The following is a 17,093-nucleotide window of genomic DNA, read 5'->3' as shown; positions in this document are numbered from 1 at the left end:
GCGGAGGCTCCGTTGCAGCACCACCCGGATCACCGCCGTCGTCCGTGCCGTCGTCGCCCTCGAACTTGCCACCTGATCAAGATGGAAAAGGCTCACTGTCCTTTCCCAACGAGGTCTATGCGACCAACAGGCCCTGGCCGCCGTGTTCGGCGTCAGCCGCGGCACCATCCGCAACGCCATCGAGGACGTCCAGCCTCTCCTCGACCAGGATCAATACGTCGTGACACCCGCCGAACGACGATTCGCCACGGCCGCCGACATACTCAAATTCGTCGCGGAAAGAGGGGAAACACCATGTTGATTCCTTACGGCTTCACTTCGTCCGCAACGTCTTCGCCGTCATCCCGAAAGGCTCGGTGTCGGCGTACACGTGAACGTCCCCACCCGCGTACGGATGAAAAGGGACAGTTGCTGATGCGTTGAGACCTGTTGCTCGGCACTCTGCTGCTTGGTCGGTGAGAGGCGGCGGAAGGCGGTCGACGGTGGTCCTGGATCCGCATCGTTGGTTGGAATTGCGTCGCTTCCGGAGCCTGTTGGAGTCCGGGGCGATCAGCCTGTCGGAGGTGGCCCGGGAGACCGGGCTGGACCGGAAGACGGTCCGCAAGTATCTGTCGGCACCGGGGCCGGCGACCCCGCCACGGCGGTCGCCGAACGGCCGGTCGAAGGCGAGGGTGATCGACGAGTTCGCACCGCTGGTCGACTCGATGCTGCGGGCCGAGATTCTGATGAAAGCGGCGGTGATCCACGGGCGGCTGGTGGCGGAGTACGGGTTCACCGGCAGCTACCAGCGCGTCAAGCTCTACGTCCAGGAAGCCCGGCCTCGCATCGCCGAGGAGCTCGGGATCACCCCGAAGGAACTCGCTGGCATGCACCGCCGGTTCGAGGTGGTCCCCGGCGCCCAGGCCCAGGTCGACTGGGGTGACGAGGGCAAGCTCCTCGCCCACATGGGGATCCCGAAGGTCTACTCGTTCCACATGACGCTGTCGTACTCGCGCGACCCGTTCTGCTGCTTCACCACCAGCCAGGACTTGCAGACGTTCTTCGATTGCCACCGCCGGGCCTTCGCCCACTTCGGTGGCGTCCCGATGACGATCGTCTACGACCGCACGAAGACCGTCGTCCGCCGCCACGTCGCTCCGGGCGAGGCGGTCCCGCTGCATCCGGAAGCGGTCGGGTTCGCCGGCCACTACGACTTCGACATCGACGTCCTGGCCGCCTACCGGCCCACCGGCAAAGGACGCGTCGAACGCCAAGTCCTCATCGTCCGTGACCACGTCCTGTCCGGCCGGTCCTTCTCCTCCATTGAGGAGATGGACGCCGCCTTCGCCGCCTGGGTGCCGCAGCGGCGGGCTCAGGCCCACAGGACTCACCAGCAGGTCATCGGAGAGCGGGCGGCCCGCGACCACATCGCACTCAAACCGCTGCCGGAGACGCCGTATCTGGTGGCCGAGCGGCATCTGCGGCCGGTCGGCAAGGACTGCCTGGTCGCCTTCGGCGGCAACCTCTACTCGGTGCCCGCCCGCAGGGTCCGACCGCGTCAGCTGGTGGAGATCCGGGCCACAAAATCGCAGGTCATGCTGCATTCCACCATCGCCGACGCCGGTGGCGAGACGCTGCTGGCCACCCACCCGCGGGCGATCGGCCGCGGGGCCCGCGTCGTCGATGAGACTCACTGGGATGGTCTGCCCACCGGCAAGGGACGCCGCACCACCACCGGCGATGTCCCGCCCCACCCTCGCCAGAAGCGTCCTCGGGGCGAGGAGGCCGGCCCCTTGCAGGCCTTGCTGAACCGGGCCGCGGCCACCCGCATCGAGGTCGGCCGCCGGCCGCTGTCGGTCTATGACGAACTGACCGGCACCCGTCCCTTCATCACCCGTCCGAGCACGAGGGAAACGTCTTGAGCGAGCTGGTCTCCACCCGCATCCGCAACACGGCCGGCAAGCTCGGCCTGCCCCACCTGGCCGAAACGATCAACGAGTACACCCAGCGGGCCGACGAGGGGAAGATGGGTTATCTCGACTTTCTCGACCTGGTCCTGTCCGAGGAACTGGCCGTCCGTGACAACCGCCGCTTCCGTCAGGGCCTGCGACTGTCAAAGCTGCCACACCACAAGACGCTCGACGAGTACGACTTCTCCTTCCAGCCCGACCTGGACCCGCGCAAGGTCAAGGACCTCGCCACCCTCTCGTTCGTCGACGGCAAGGCGAACGCCGCCCTGCTCGGGCCGCCCGGGGTCGGCAAGACGCACATCGCCGTCGCCCTGGCGGTTGCGGCCTGCCGGGCCGGTTACTCGATCTACTTCACCAGCCTCGACGACATGGTCCGCAACCTCAAAGCCGCCGAGGCCGCAGGCCGTCTGACGAACAAGCTCGGCACCTACCTGCGGCCCAGCGTCCTTGTGGTCGACGAGGTCGGCTACCAGCCCCTCGAACGCGCCGAGGCGAACCTGGTCTTCCAGGTCATCTCCAAGCGCTACGAAAAGGGCTCGATCATCCTGACCTCGAACAAGACCTTCAGTGAATGGGGCCAGGTCTTCGGCGATGAGGTCCTCGCCACCGCCATCCTTGACCGCCTCCTCCATCACTGCGAAGTGATCTCCATCAACGGCCCCAGCTACCGGCTCAAGAACCGCCTCAAGGCGATCGAGCGAGAGAACGACGTAGCCTGACCACCCACGTCGTTTCCAGCGGACGAACACTTGATCAGTCGTTGATCACCCGTTGAAAGATCTCGGAGAACTCGCTGTTCTCGATCAGGCCGGCGATCACGCCGGTCATGCTGTCGATGCCGGGATCCCTGACGATCAGGCCGTCCGAGACCCAGAAGTACCGGCCCCCGAGGGCCTCGTCGGTCCCTGCCCAGAGCTTCATCAGGCGCTCGACTTCCGCGACGGTGAACACGGTCGCAGTCCAACGAGATCCATTCTCCAGAGTCACGAGGACATCGACGTTGCAGACCTCGTCCAAGTCCTCGCCGTCGCTAGGCAGGAACGACGCTTCGAAACCTTCCATACGGACCCGATACCAGGGCTCGTCCCACCCGCGCTCGATCGGTTCAGACGATGTGCTGGGGCTCATCGCGCGAGTGTCCCTGGTCGGAGCATCGATCTCAACCGAGATCCTCTGCCGTGCTGCCGCCACCCGCGGCCAGAGCTGGGGACGTTCGTCCGTACGCAACTGGGGAGAAAAGCCCGTACGCCGACACTCGGCGGAGATGGTCGCCGCGACGATCCGCACCATCTTCGCCCAGCCCACCGCGGACGCGGCCCGCACCCAGCTCGACACCGTCGCCGAGATGCTCGGCCGCCAGTTCCCCAAGGTCAAAGAGATGCTGCTGGAGGCCAAGGAGGACCTGACCGCGTTCGCGGACTTCCCCCACCAGCACTGGAAAAAGATCCAGTCCACCAACCCGCTCGAGCGGCTGAACTGGGAGATCAAACGCCGCACCGACGTCGTCCAGGTCTTCCCGAACCCGCCCGCCGTCCTCCGCCTGGCCACCGCGGTCCTCGCCGAACTCCACGACGAATGGATCACCTTCCCCCGCCGCTACCTCTCCAACGAAAGCATGAACGCCCTCCACACCGACGACACGACCGTCCTGCCCGCCACGTCAAACGACTGATCGCCTACACCACGACAAGGGACATGACCTGGCCCCGCCGCGGCCACACCCCCGTGATCCGCGTCCGAGGCCGCTCCCGCCGCCGCTTATCGGTCGCCGCCCTGGCCTGCTACAAGGCCAGCGAACCTTCCCGGTTGATCTACCGGCCCTGTCCCGATGCCCGGCCCGACGGACGCAAAAGCTTCTCCTGGAAGGACTACCGCGACCTTATCCTTCTCTGCACCAAGTCGCGCAGGTACTGCCGCGACCTCACTGCTCTGACGCCGTAACGTCTTGGTGCGAGGAGTCATGGCTGGTGACCCCTCCCCGTCGGATCAGCTCGATCCGGCCCATGACCTTCGCCCTCAGATCGATAGGCACATCGTCGTGGCTGCAGGCACGCTTGATCAGACGCTTGACCGCCTGCTCCATGCCGTACTTCTCCAGACAAGACGAGCATTCGTCGAGATGCGCAGCGAACCTCTCGGCATCGCTCGCGGACAACTCGCCGTCGAGGAACTCGTAGAGACGATCAAGGAAATCAGCACAGTCCATGTCAAGGTCGTCCGCCTCTTCCGGTTCCGAGGCAGTACCCGTGTCCTCTGCCGCATCGTCGTAGAGGCGTGAGCGCATATGTGCGTAGCGAGTTTCGGTTGCGGCGGACTCCGCCCAGAGTTCACCGACTGCCGAGGCTGCCGCGCTGAGGCGTTCGTCGATCGTCATCTGCGCTCACCGTCCTCCGCCTCGCCCAGCAGATCTCTGAGACCGGTGCGGGCGAGATGCAGGTGGGATTTGACCGAGCCGGTGGTAACGCCCATGATGTCTGCGATTTCGCTCAGCGGCAGATCGTACTGAAGCTGGAGCGCGATGGCGATGGCCTGCTGCGGTGGCAACTTGCGCACGGCGTCCAGGATGGCGAGTTGGTCTTCACGCAACGCGATTGCGTTTCGAGGGCTCGGCTGATCTGGGAACCTGCTCGGGTCAGTGCACATTCCATGCCGTCGCCGGGCTTCTTGGGCATCACTCAGACGCTGCCCGGCGATCTTGAACAGCCAGGCCCGTGGAGTCTCGAGCGCACAGACACGCCCCCAGTACCGGAAGGCGCTGATCATGGTTTCCTGTGCTGCATCGTCGATCACGCTGAGATCGCCTTCCAGCCAGATCAAGAAGCGTCGGACTTGAGGCTCCCAGCGGGTGAAGAATGCATGAAATTCCTCCTCGGGTACCGGCTGCACGTGGTGGCCCCTCCCCTCTGGCCGCGCCTTCAGGCACGGGGCCCGTCCTCGGCTGCTCCCCGATTGATCACGGCACGGTGTCCTCCGTGACGTCCACGTGAATCCTCGATCTGGAAGCGGCCGTCCGGAAGGCATTCGAGCATCACTTCCAGGGTGGCCCGGCGCTCCCGCTCCAGTCCCACAACTCCCCGCCCGCGAGCGAGTTCGTGCAGGACGTCCCACAAATTGGAACGTCCTCCTCGGGGACGCACGAGCAGTCCCACCAACACCACCAGCACCGGGCTCCCTACCGCTACCAGATGTACAGCGCTCACCGGCCGACTCCGACTGCCTCATGCCGCGGTCCATTACAGCGGCTTCACCCACCACAGGGCTGCGGCGACAGAAAGGTTGAATGGCGCCGCCAAAAATCTGAAAAACTTGCTGTTGATGGACGGTCCGCATGCTGGTGGAAGGCGTAGAAGCCGTGCACCACGGCTTCTACGCGTGCGCGATCGTCGTCGGCGCGTACCCATCCCGCAACGTGGCCTTGCCCGTCTTCGGGTTGACCACGCCCGCGGGCATCAAGTCCGGCCGCGAGCGACGGCGCTGAGGATTCGGCGCCGTCCGCAGCCAGCCGACATCCACCGCCCACAGCAGCCGGAACCAGCGCAGCAGGTCGTACCCGTAGCTACGGCACGACAGGGCACTCGCGTCGCCAAGTGCCAGGTCCCGCAGGTACCGGCTCACCGGCTCGACCTCCCGGTCGGCCGCGTCGACCACGAACCAGGGCAGCGAGGGTCTCACCCCCTTCACCACCGCACCCACCGAGGGCAGCCGACCGCGGACGTCCATCAGATCCCGATGTACGGAGGACATTCCATGAAACGAGGACATGCAGAGATCCTCAGCATCCACCAGCTGGAGCACCAGCGGATCACCGACTTGGTGCAGTCAACAGACCAGAGGTCGTAACGGTTAGTCGGTCTCTCCAGCTAACCTCGGGCTTTCACGAGGTGGGCTGTCCAAGAGCTGATCAGAAACACGGAAAGTGCCCTTGACCTGCAACGATAGGACTTGCTGAGGGTCCTGTTGGCTGCAAGGAAAAGAGCACTTTCCAGGTGAGAGAGCCTATCTCGTCGTACCCACGGGTCCGTGTTCAGGGGGACGGTCGGCAGGTGGTCTCGCAGGCCGGTGCGGTCCTGCTGCTGGAGACGGTCCGCAAGACGGGCCTTGACCAGGCGATATCCGCAGCTCTGGCTCCGTGGCGCAAACCGCGGGCCGTCCACGATCCCGGCAAGATCCTGCTGGACGTCGCCCTGGCGGTCGCGCTGGGCGGGGACTGCCTCGCGGACGTCGCCATGCTGCGGTGTGAGCCGGCCGTCTTCGGCCCGGTCGCCTCCGATCCGACCGTCTCCCGCCTGATCGACACCCTTGCAGCCTCCGGCGAGAAAGCCCTGCGGGCTGTCCGGTCCGCACGGTCCGAAGTCCGCAGGCTGGTCTGGTCGTTGGCCGGCGAGAGCGCCCCGGACGCCGATGGTCAGGTCACGGTCGATCTCGACGGCGTCCTGGTGATCGCGCATTCCGACAAACAGGACGCGGCCGCGACCTGGAAGAAGACCTACGGCCACCATCCGCTGACGGCCTTCGTCGACCATGGACGGGGCGGGACCGGAGAGCCCGTCGCCGCTCTTCTCCGGCCGGGGAACGCGGGTTCCAACACGGCAGCCGACCACATCACCACCGTCCAGCTGGCCTTGGCCCAGCTGCCCAAGCGCTACCGGCGAGGGCGGCAGACGCTGATCCGCACGGACTCCGCCGGCGGCACCCACGACTTCGTGTCCTGGCTCGCGAAGCGGGGCCGATGGCTGTCCTACTCGGTCGGCATGACGGTCACCGAAGCGATCCACGAACACGTGCTGAAGGTCCCCGCCTCGGCCTGGACGGCGGCCGTCGAGGCCGACGGTGAGGCCCGGGACGGGGCCTGGGTCGCCGAGCTCACCGGCAAGCTCCTTCACGGCCGGCCCAAGGGCATGCGGCTCATCGTGCGAAAGGAACGGCCCCATCCCGGCGCCCAGTTGAGGATCACGGATGCGGACGGCATGCGGATCACGTGCTTCGCGACCAATACCACCGACCGGCCGATCGCCGAGCTCGAGCTGCGTCACCGGCTCCGGGCACGGGCCGAGGACCGGATCAGGGTCACCCGGGCCACCGGCCTGCGCAACTTGCCCCTGCACGACACCGCCCAGAACCGGGTCTGGATGGAGATCGTCCAGATCGCGCTCGACCTGCTGGCCTGGATGCCCATGCTCGCGCTGACCGGCCGGGCGAGGCTCTGGGAACCGCGTCGCTTGCGGTTCCGCCTGTTCTCCGCAGCCGGCCTGCCCACCATCAGCTCCGGAAAGCGAAAGGGTCCACCGACTCCGTCGGCGAACCCTCAAGAAAGATCGAGGCTAGGGCAGAGTTGAGCTGCTTTTGCAGCCCGGCCGAGGGGTTATTACGATCGTCACGTGCGCAGATAATTGAGGGGAGGGCGATGAGGAGGCATCAATGCTTTTTCCCAACCCCTTGCCAGATCTTTTGACGCCAGACCTGGGGATGAGTGCGGCGCTGACAGCAGCACAGGCGCAGACGGGCCTTACGTTTCCCGCCTTGGGTGTACACCTGAAATGCCCCATCTCGGTGGTGGCGGTCCGGAACCCGACCAGTACCTCCCCGTCCTTCGCTTATGCCGGTTTCCGTGACAGGGAGATGCATTTCTCGGGCAGCCTGCTGAAGGTCGCGGCCATGCTCGCCGCCTTCGAGTTGCGGCAGAGCGCTTCCGATTTCGCCGTCACCGAAGGCGACTGCTCGGCGAACGTGGTGTTCAACGACTTGAAGTCGGCTTTCAACGCAAACATCCAGACAGCCTCCCCGCGTTTCCTGAGCGAACCGAGCATCACCGAGCAGATGCGCGTGCCCAAGTACCCCAGGATCTTCGATTCCCCGCAGGGCCTCGCGAGTGGCGGATGCCTGGTGTCGTTCAGCCCCGATTTTGCGGCACACGTGCGGGGCATGATCGTACCCAGCAACAACGATGAAGCCGCTGCCACGATCAAAGCGCTCGGGTACAGCTGGATCAATGGGCTGTTGGTAAATGCCGGCCTCTTCGACCAGACCGCGAATCGGGGCATCTGGCTGGCCGGGACGTTCAAGCCCGGTCCTCCCGATCCCTTCCCTGCCGTGCGGGTGCCCTCGATGAATGACGGCGACTCAGCTCAGGCGACCACGACCATCGATATGGCGCGGTTCCTCGCACTGCTCATCGAAGGCGCAACACTGGACTCGCGCAGCGTTGACGGTATTGCCTCCGAAATGCGTGACCTCCTGGCCGACGCCCAGTCCGTCGGTGACCGCTCTTTCATGACCACGGGAGCCCGTCCGGGCCTCAACGGCCTCGGCGCAGGTTTCACGATCACTCATTCGAAGATTGGACTGGGGCCCCTCAGTGCCGGGGGAGTAGTCGCCTCCGAGGCGACCATCCTCTCCCACAACGACACCGGCCAGCAATTCCTCGTCGTTTGGCAGAACCTGCTGAACCTGAACGACCGCCACAACGCGATGTCGTTTATGGTGCGCCGGACCCTCCTCAATTTCCTTGGCATTCCTTGACCCGTAGCGGAAGCTCCGGTATCGGGAGCTGCCCGTTCCGCCCCCAGTGGCGGGAGTCCGTCACCGGAGTGAGCATGGAAGAGAGGTGAAGGTGCCTACGGCGCACCTCGTTCCTCGCATGACCCTTCACCAGTTTCATGAGCTCGGGTGAGGCGTTCCTCATGTCTTTCCGTATCCGGCGTCCTGTTTCTCTGAGGCTCGGGGAAGAGCTGTGCAACCATCCCGGTGATGGCCAGCACGATGACCACGGCGACCGGGGCGGCCGCGAAAGGTTCGGCGGCAGGCGATTCGGCGGCCGGCCGCACGGCCGGCCTCATGGTCCTGGTCCGCATCCAGGCCCGGGGTCATTTCCCGGCCCCGACCGGCCCCCGGAACCTGAGCCGCCGCACGAGGTGGACGTTGCGGAGGGGCCGTTCCGGGTGGTGCGGCCGGCGGACATGCTCGTCGTCGACATCGCCCTGGTCAACTTGCGCTTCGACGGCCGCCGCCTGGTGCGCAAGGACCGGGCGCAGCCCGCGTTCGTCCTCGCGGGGCTGCCGCCGCAGCATGTGCTGGAAGAGGTCCCCCTGAATCTGAAGGTCACTGCTTCCATGAAGGCAGTCACCGCCGGCTCGACCCGTCTGGCTTTCTTGGTGCCGGACAACATCGACAGTTTGGACCTGTCGCTGGACGCGCTGCTCGGCTGGGCGCGCCTGGTGCCCATGACGGTGCCCGTCGTTGGCCCACAGAGCCCGGACACGCCGGGAACGACGGTCTTCCAGGGCCTTCCCCGAAGCGTCATCGAGTTCCCCACCCGGCTGTTCCTCTCCTACGACGACCCCGTGGACTGGGTCGGCCGCCCCCAATCCCAACAGGCCGACGGCCGGACCGCGTTGTGGCACGCCCGGTTGCAGTTGCACGGTGAACGGGACGGCGACGTGCGGCTGCGGGCCTTTGCGACGGCCAGGGACCGGGGGGCACCGCCGGGGAACAGTCCGATCACTGCCGACAACATGGCGGACCTCGTCACCCTCAGCAGCCGGGTCGAGTTGGTCCCGCCTGGCGACGTGCCGATCGATGTACCCAGCGCGCCGTTGCATGCCGAGCAGTTCATCGTGACGCCTCAGGGCTCCTCGGTCCACCTGCACGGCCTATGGGGCAGTCCGCCGAATACCCCCGAGGAGCGGGAACGGTACAGGAAGGTCGGGCGTCACTTCCCCAATGTGGTGGCGTACGACCACATCACGGGACTGGGGCGTGACCAGTACGTCCGCGTCGTGATACACGGCAGCTTGTCGACCGGTCACGAGTCCCTCCTCGTGACGGAAACCAGGCGGTGGTTCATCGCGAGTGCGGACGACGGAATCGTCGCGTACCTGCACAAGGAGCAGTACATCGTCGTCAAGCAGCCGGAGGTCGAGTACGGAGCTCATACCGGCTTCCAGCACGCAGGACGCGAAATGCCGTTCCGCACGCTGCGCATCACGGACCGGGTCACCCCACTGATCCAGACTCGGACGGAAAACCCGCAAAACGTGGCTTTCTGGGTGAACCTCGAGGACTCCGGTAAGGACTTTGATTTCACCCTGATCGGCACAGACGCGGAGGGGCGCAAGGTCAGCTTCACCATGCCTCTGGTGTTCGTGCCCGACGGACTGACCGATGAACAGGAGCAGTTGACGAGGCTGTACAACCCGGCGACGCCAACAGAAGAAATGAAGGCAATGATGGAGAAGCGCCTGAGGCGGGAGATACATGGTCAAGTGATGGCCATGGCGGAGCCGCCCGCAGGCGCTTTCGGCAGCACCAGCCATGCGGTCGGGACCCTCACCTTCGGGCTCGGCGCCTTCGCGCTCGACACTCGAGATGGCACCCCTGTGGTGGGCCAGCCCTACGTTTCCGCCGCAGCGGTACGCGTCCCCGCCGTCGAGCAGTTTACCCCGAACGCCGGGGATCTCGAGGTCAAGTTCAACGCCACCTATCTGCAGCAGACGATGCAGGGACATCCGGCGGGTGCGTACCTGGATCTGCAAAGGCCGCTCAGCCTCACCTTCGGAGCCGAGCAAGCCGGTGGACTCTCCAGCCCGAATTCCGCGGTGAAGACGATCACCAGCCGGGCAGGCGTCATCCCGGACGTCATCAAGACGGACCCCACCACCGGCGCAGTCCTCGATGCGGCACCCATCAAAACCATCAGGGATGCCTTCGGCGGGGCCCAGCTGCTCGGTATCGACCTCAGCACATACCTGAAGGGCCTCGTCAAGGATCAACTCGACGCACTGCAGCAGCTCGACGACAACCAGATCAAGGACATTCTGGACAACCCTCGAAGGCAGCTGCCCGCGCCCGTGCTGCGTATACGCGACCTGATGGACGGACAACAGGGCAAGGAACTGCGGTACGTGTGGAAGCCGCCGCTGGAACGGCCGACGACGGCAGGTGGTGGGGTGGACCCGACCGCCCTCCTCGACGTGTCCAAGGCCTCGCTGATCCTGGATGCCCGGACCGTCCGTTCGACGGACGCCGTCGGGAAGTCCACGGTGCAGGGCAGCCTGAGCCACTTCGCGCTGGACTTCTCTGACATCGCCCGAGTGGAATTCGACGAGCTGAAGTTCCAGACCAGCCCAGGGCAGAAGCCCGAGGTGACGGCCTCCGGTGTGAAGCTGAAGTTCAGCAGTGCGCTGGAGTTCATCAATTCCCTCCGCAGCGCGCTGCCCGCTGATGCCTTCGGTTCCGGCGCGTTCATAGACGTCCAGACCACCGGCCTCCGTGCCGGCTACAAATTCGCCCTTCCGGCCATCGGCCTCGGCGTCTTCACCCTGTCGAACGTCACCCTGTCGGCCGAGCTGGTGATCCCTTTCGACGGCAAGCCGGTCGCGTTCCGTTTCTCGGTCTCCGAGCGGGTGCACCCCTTCAACGTCGCGGTCTCCCTGTTCGGTGGCGGTGGCTACTTCTCCATGCTAGTGGACGCCAGCGGTGTACAGGAGATCGAGGGATCCATCGAGTTCGGTGGCGCAGCGGCGCTGGATCTCGGCGTCGCCAGCGGCGGGGTGTCGATCATGGCGGGCATCCGCTTCCAGCTCGACAAAAACGCGGTCTCCCTCAGCGGCTACCTGCGGTGCAACGGCTTCCTTACGGTGCTGGGTATCGTGACGGTGTCCGTCGAGTTCTATCTGGAGCTCACCTACGAGAAGAACAAAGAGACCCACCAGTCGGTGGTCCGCGGCAGGGGCACCCTCACGGTCAGCGTACGGATCGCCTTCTTCAGCAAGTCCGTCCAACTCGAAATGGAGCGGAGTTTCGCCGGCGCACCGGGCGACCCGACGTTCGCCCAATGCTTCTCGAAGGATCAGGACTGGCCGGAGTACTGCGCGGCGTACGCCGCGTGAGCGAGCCGCGTGGAGACCACCATGGACTTCGAACAGCAGATCAACTGGACCGTTCTCCCGGCCGGACTGTCGGACGACGGCAGGCACGTCAAGGTGTCGGTGTTCATCGCTCCGCGGCTGATGGGGCCGGCCCCGTCCGACGACCAGACGAAGCGCGCCACGCTGGCCCCCCACTTCCCCGATTTCGTCCACTGGCCAGACAAGATCACGCCCGCTACTTTTGATTTTGCCACCGCAGAGGGCACCTCCGAGCCCCCCACGACCGACGAAGTCTCCGAGACCTCCGACACGCCTGCCCCTTCGACGCCCTTCGTCATCGGGCTGAAGCCGCAAGACCCGCTCCCTGATGTGAACTTGTGGAAGAGCCTCTTCAGTGGGGAGACGCCGCTCGATACCTACGTCTTCGAACGGCATACGGACCAGGCGTGCGAGACCTACTCCACTCAGCGGGTCAGCGGCTTCACCAAGGGCAAGTACGCCGAAGCGGCCATGAATTCACCTGAGACACCACCCCCCACCAGGCACCTGATGCGCCCATCGAGCGACGGCTCGACCGGCGATCCCGGAACGAGCGATGCCCTAAGAGCCACCGGGAGCACGGGGCCCGGGGACGTGCCCCCGGCGTCCGGCGACGAGCCCCCGGCGTCCCCGGAGGACGAAATGCCGATGCCTCCGGAGCTCGCGGATCTGCACAGCTTCCATACGATCGAGCTCAACAGGCCGCCCACCGTCACCGGTGAAGAGCCGCCGCCGCCGCCACCACCGAAGAAGCACGATCCCGACTTCCACGAGATGCTCACCTGGCTCGGCGATCACCCCACGCTGCTGCGGCGACTCGGACTCGTTCTGGACTTCCTCCTGCCGGCCGACCTGCTCCCCGTCTCTTCGGGCGAGCGGTTCCTGAAGGTGACCCCCCACTGGACGCCGGAACTCGGCAAGGGCACGAAGGGGTCGCACAACGTCTCCCCTCGCACGCGCTATGTCTTCCTCCCGGACCTCCGCGCCTTCGCCTCCCGGGCCTCGGCCGTCACCAACGGCCCGCTGACGTCACCGTCCCGCGGCCTGGTGGAGCTGAAGGGAAAATTCACCGTTGAGCCGGCTGACATCGACGCCGCCGCAGGCAAGATGATCGCGCCCGCCGAGGACGCCACCGGACTCGCCCCGGTACGGACCCATGGGCTCTGCCTGGTCAGGAACGACCGGCTGGGCACCCTCAAGCAGGATTTCGCGCGGGCAGCCGAGCACGACGTGGCGTTCACCCGCGTGGTCGATCAGCAGAGAGCACAAGGTTCGACGCCCGACCCGCAGAATCCGGGAGCCGCCGTCCCGCACGCCGCGGAGGATGAGGTACCCGCCCCTGAGCTGTTCGCCCAGAACCTGATCCGGGGCCACCGGCTCGACATCTGGGACGAGACACGACGTCAGTGGTTCTCGCTGCACGAGCGCGAGGTGGAGTACCGGCAGGCGCGCGGCGGACCGGTCCTGCTCACGGCCTCGGACGAGGGTTTCTTCCAGGCCCACCTGGCCACACCACCCCGCGACGCCGTGAATCCCGACCACCTCTACGTACCCGAGCAGCTGATCACCTGGGAGGGATGGTCGCTCTCCGCGCCCCGGCCGGGCCTGGTGCTGGACACCGACGACGGTTCGGCCGAGGACGGCCGGCCCCCCAACAAGCCGGTGCCGCTCAAGAACCAGGCGGAGACGAAACTGCCCCTGGAAATCACGCCCAAGGTGCGGCCCGGCAGCCTGCCCAAGCTACGGTTCGGCCATGAGTACCGGGTACGGCTGCGCACCGTGGACCTCGCGGGAAACGGCCTGGACGTGACGGAGGCCGACGCCCTGGTCGACCTGGCGGGCAGAGGCACGGATGGAGCGGCCCCCGATGGCCTGAAAGACAGGGAAGCCCTGATGCTCCCCGACGAAGCCGGGCTGCTGACCTTCCAGAGGTTCGAGCCCGTCCTGGCGCCCGTTGTGGTGCCCAGATTCCCGTTCGGGGAAGGCGCCTCGCCTTTCCGGATGGTCATCCGGAGCAGCCCGGGGGCCGGCCCACCCCCGGCCGGAGCCGGAACACAAGTCACGGTCCACCTGGCCAATGTCCAGTTCGGCAAGACCAACGACGAGGTACGCATCGTCCAGCAGGCCCTCCTGGACAACGGCCGCTCCCTCCCCCACGGCGCGGACGGAATCTTCGGCAACGAGACCAGGACCGCCTACGCGGAGGAGCAGCGCGCCCAGGGCTTCACGGGCAGCGGTGCTGACGGCATCCCTGGCTGCACATCCCTCACCAAACTCGGCCGCAACAGAGGCTTCGCCGTGGACTGCGGCACCGGTACCGGGACCGTGGCGAGTACCGGAGCCGGCCGGACGGCTGAGCAGTACGCCGCGGACTTCAACCGATCGTCACTGGTCACCGCGGAAGGACACCTCCCGTACCGGGGCACGGACGAACGCCATGTGGTGGCACCGAAGGCGTCACTGCGGTGCATCGAGTGGCATGGCCTGCTGGACGATGCCATCGGCTCCACGGACCGCAACGTCCAGAACGCGGTCTACGACCTGGCTGTACGGGAGAGCGGTTCGCTGAGCGACACCTCCCCGTCCCAGCCGGACATCCAGGTTGAGACGATCAAGTCGCCGGCGGCGGACCCCAAGAACCCGGCGAACACCGTTCTGCACACGGGCGAGCAGGTCGAACTACCTTACCTCCCCGATCCGTTGTCCACGGGAGCCGTATTCCTGGACCTGCCGGGGATGCCCGCCGGGGAGCCCTTCCCGGTCCCCTGGGACGGCGATGTCTGGCACCGGCCGCAATCCCTGAGGCTGCGGCTGGCCGAAGGTACCGCGCCGCCGCGCTTCGACGAGGCATCCCGGGTGCTGACCGTCTCCCTGCCGAAGGGCGCCGTGGCGACCGCCCGGGTGTGCTCCAGGATCGACTTCGACGAGAAAATCATGGGCATGGCCGGGTGGTGCCGTCAACAGCAGGAGTCGGTACCGAGGCTCGCGTCGGAGACGGAGGGGGACGCGGCTGCAAGAAGGGCGACGGAGGCACGGAGAACCGACGACAAGCTGGCGCTGGCCGCAGCCAGCCGGCACTGGATGTTCACCCCCTGGCAGGAACTGAGACTCGTCCACGCGGTCCAACAGCCACTGAAATCACCGGTGTTGACGCTGATGACCCCGGCGACCCCGCGTGCACACGGAGCGACCGCCGAGCATCTCGCCGGTTCCGTCGCGCTGGACGAGGACAGTACGGACCGGATCGACCTGATCGCCGAGTGGACCGAGGTGACGGACGGCGCCGGGGGCCGCGAGAGCCGTGAGATGACCGCCCCGGTCTTCGACCTGCTGACGGCGAGGGCGAGCCTGAACGGCGTCCCGGGGACCGAACCCTACCTCCTCCAGAACGGCGTTCTGAGCTTCAGCACCCAGGCGGCCGAGGACAAGGCGAAAGCGGAGGCCGCGGCCGCGGCGGCACACCCAGACAACCCCCCGACCCCGGACAACCCTCAGGGCAACCAGGGCAACAAGCCACACCCGCTCCCGCCCGTCCCCGCGAAACACGAGTTCGGCGACACCAAACACCGGACGGTGCGTTACCACCCGGTGGCTGGCAGCAAGTTCGCCGACTACTTCCCACCACAGTTCGCCACGCCCGGCAAGAACGTGCTGACCGTGGAGGGAGAGGCGCAGGAATACTCGGTGCCGAGCAGCGAGTCCCCGATGGCTCCGCGACTGCTGTACTGCGTGCCCACGCTCACCCTGGAGCACGTCGGCGGGCCGCCCGGTCCCATCGTCCACCAGCGGCGCGGTCGCGGAATCCGGGTGTACGTGGACCGCCCCTGGTTCTCGTCCGGAGACGGCGAACTGCTCGGCGTCGTCATCGGCGAACCGCCGGGAGGCGACCCCAAGTCCGCGCGGGACTCCCTGGTCACCCTGATGGGCCGCGACCCCATCCACCGTTCCGCGCCAGTCTTCGCGCCGACCCCGGAGATGTTCACCAACGCGGTGCGACGGTCCGGCCCGCTCCTCCTCCCCACGCCGTCGGGAACCACCCTCCCGGTCACGGTCGTCGGCTTCAGCCCGCAGTTCGAAGCCGGCACGCCGGAGCCCGGCGAGGACGAGAACAAGGCCGGCCGCTGGTTCTTCGACCTGGACCTGGATACCGGGGACGCATGCCTGCCCTTCGTCCGGCTCGCTCTGGTCCGCTACCAGCCGGATTCCATCCCCGGAGCGGAGATCTCCAAGGAGGTCGTGCTCGCCGACCTGGTGCGCACCCTGCCCGACCGCCAACTGAGGGTCACGCCCGGCGATCCGCTGTCGGTCAGTGTCACCGGGCCCTCCTGGGACCCCTCCGACTCCCCGCCGCCGCGGATCACCGCCACGCTGCAACGCCGGAACAGCCTGGTCGACGACGATGACCTCGGCTGGGCGACCCTCGAAGACACCACCGTCCAACTCACCTCCGTCGACGCGGAGTCCTCCCGAACCCCCTTCTTCACGGGCCAGCTCCCGATACCGCGCGGGCGTCGCGGCCCGTTGCGCCTGATGGTCCTCGAAACCGAGGGCATCCCTCCCGACAGCCCCACCCCACCCACCACACCCGGGCCGGTGATCTACTGCGACACGGTCACCTTCGCACGGAGGCCGGGCGGCCCGGGCGGCCCGGGTGGCCCGGGCGGCGGCCATGACGGGGATGGAGACCACGGCCACGACCACCATGGGCCGGGCCACCACGGTGGCGGGTTCGGCGGGTTCCCTCACGCTGACCCGCGCTGACATGCCAAATCCCGGTTGGCGGATCCAGGACCGGCGCTGACACTCCCGGACATGAGCAGAATCGCTGAAGTCATCGTGCTGGCGCAGGACCCAGACACGGCAAACCTATGGGTCGCCCTCCACACCTAGCCTCGATTCGTCAGCGGGATTCGGTGGCTGACCTGCGCGGCAGTTCGCCCGTAATATCCTCGGGCCGTTCGAGGTGGGCCGTCGCGTGACGCCGCGAGTGCGCCGGGCTCCACGGGCCCGGAGTGCTGCCGGTCTTCTCCTTCCTGGTCCTTGTCGGGGCAGTGTCCGGCCGTCAGGTGACGGCCGGGAGTGTGGTGAGCTGTTGCCAGCAGGTGGTGAACGCTTCTGCCCAAGGCCCAAGGCCGGGAAGTTAGCCTCGCGCTTTCACCGGGCGGAGCGTACGAGGTTTGATCAAATAAGCGGAGAGTGCTCCTGACCTGCAACGATGGGACTTGTCTAGGGTCCATGT

Annotated in this window: 9 protein-coding genes and 3 pseudogenes; 8 read left to right on the top strand and 4 right to left on the bottom strand. The window is 66.5% G+C overall.

Going from position 1 to position 17,093, the window contains the following annotated elements; all coding sequences use genetic code 11:
• The first annotated feature begins 482 nt into the window (after window positions 1-482).
• A complete protein-coding gene (gene istA, locus ACFV5H_RS27000; protein WP_385197658.1) occupies window positions 483-1,901 on the top strand; it encodes an IS21 family transposase in 1,419 nt (472 codons plus the stop codon).
• Window positions 1,898-2,668 carry an IS21-like element helper ATPase IstB gene (istB, locus tag ACFV5H_RS26995; RefSeq protein WP_385197657.1) on the top strand — a complete coding sequence of 257 codons (771 nt, stop codon included), beginning with the start codon at window positions 1,898-1,900 and terminating at the stop codon, window positions 2,666-2,668. The genes istA and istB overlap by 4 nt, the downstream gene beginning before the upstream one ends.
• 34 nt (window positions 2,669-2,702) lie before the next feature.
• Here istB and ACFV5H_RS26990 read toward each other — a convergent pair whose 3' ends face one another.
• Complete coding sequence (locus ACFV5H_RS26990) at window positions 2,703-3,077, bottom strand: hypothetical protein (RefSeq protein WP_385197656.1); 375 nt, start codon at window positions 3,075-3,077, stop codon at window positions 2,703-2,705.
• Between the two features lie 67 nt (window positions 3,078-3,144).
• On the opposite strand from ACFV5H_RS26990, the pseudogene ACFV5H_RS26985 reads away from it, so the two are divergent.
• Window positions 3,145-3,621: pseudogene (locus tag ACFV5H_RS26985) on the top strand (transposase); the annotation flags it as partial.
• A 23-nt stretch (window positions 3,622-3,644) separates the two neighbouring features.
• Window positions 3,645-3,833, top strand: a pseudogene (locus ACFV5H_RS26980) (DDE endonuclease); the annotation flags it as partial.
• Between the two features lie 37 nt (window positions 3,834-3,870).
• On the opposite strand, the gene rsrA reads toward ACFV5H_RS26980, so the two are convergent.
• From rsrA to ACFV5H_RS26965, 3 genes are all read right to left on the bottom strand, one after another.
• Window positions 3,871-4,155 (bottom strand): mycothiol system anti-sigma-R factor, encoded by a 285-nt coding sequence (rsrA, locus tag ACFV5H_RS26975; protein ID WP_385197661.1) that lies wholly within the window; start codon window positions 4,153-4,155, stop codon window positions 3,871-3,873.
• 164 nt (window positions 4,156-4,319) lie between these two features.
• Window positions 4,320-4,835 carry an RNA polymerase sigma factor gene (locus ACFV5H_RS26970; protein ID WP_385197654.1) on the bottom strand — a complete coding sequence of 172 codons (516 nt, stop codon included), beginning with the start codon at window positions 4,833-4,835 and terminating at the stop codon, window positions 4,320-4,322.
• A gap of 480 nt (window positions 4,836-5,315) precedes the next feature.
• Window positions 5,316-5,669, bottom strand: coding sequence for a hypothetical protein (locus tag ACFV5H_RS26965; RefSeq protein WP_385197653.1), 354 nt, complete (start codon window positions 5,667-5,669; stop codon window positions 5,316-5,318).
• Between the two features lie 266 nt (window positions 5,670-5,935).
• On the opposite strand from ACFV5H_RS26965, the pseudogene ACFV5H_RS26960 reads away from it, so the two are divergent.
• The 4 genes and pseudogenes from ACFV5H_RS26960 to ACFV5H_RS26945 form a co-directional block, all read left to right on the top strand.
• Window positions 5,936-7,198: pseudogene (locus ACFV5H_RS26960) on the top strand (IS1380 family transposase); the annotation flags it as partial.
• Window positions 7,199-7,367: 169 nt separating this feature from the next.
• Window positions 7,368-8,468: a hypothetical protein gene (locus ACFV5H_RS26955; RefSeq protein ID WP_385197652.1), complete on the top strand. Its 1,101-nt coding sequence runs from the start codon at window positions 7,368-7,370 to the stop codon at window positions 8,466-8,468.
• 437 nt (window positions 8,469-8,905) lie between these two features.
• On the top strand, window positions 8,906-11,836 hold the full coding sequence (locus tag ACFV5H_RS26950) for a hypothetical protein (RefSeq protein WP_385197650.1): 2,931 nt from the start codon (window positions 8,906-8,908) through the stop codon (window positions 11,834-11,836).
• 21 nt (window positions 11,837-11,857) lie between these two features.
• On the top strand, window positions 11,858-16,615 hold the full coding sequence (locus ACFV5H_RS26945) for a hypothetical protein (protein WP_385197648.1): 4,758 nt from the start codon (window positions 11,858-11,860) through the stop codon (window positions 16,613-16,615).
• Window positions 16,616-17,093: the final 478 nt, after the last annotated feature.

The sequence above is a fragment of the Streptomyces sp. NPDC059787 genome (assembly GCF_042732315.1).
Classification (GTDB): Bacteria; Actinomycetota; Actinomycetes; order Streptomycetales; family Streptomycetaceae; genus Streptomyces; species Streptomyces atrovirens.
Note: the sequence above shows the minus strand (reverse complement) of the source record. Positions and strands in the feature narration are given on the sequence as shown.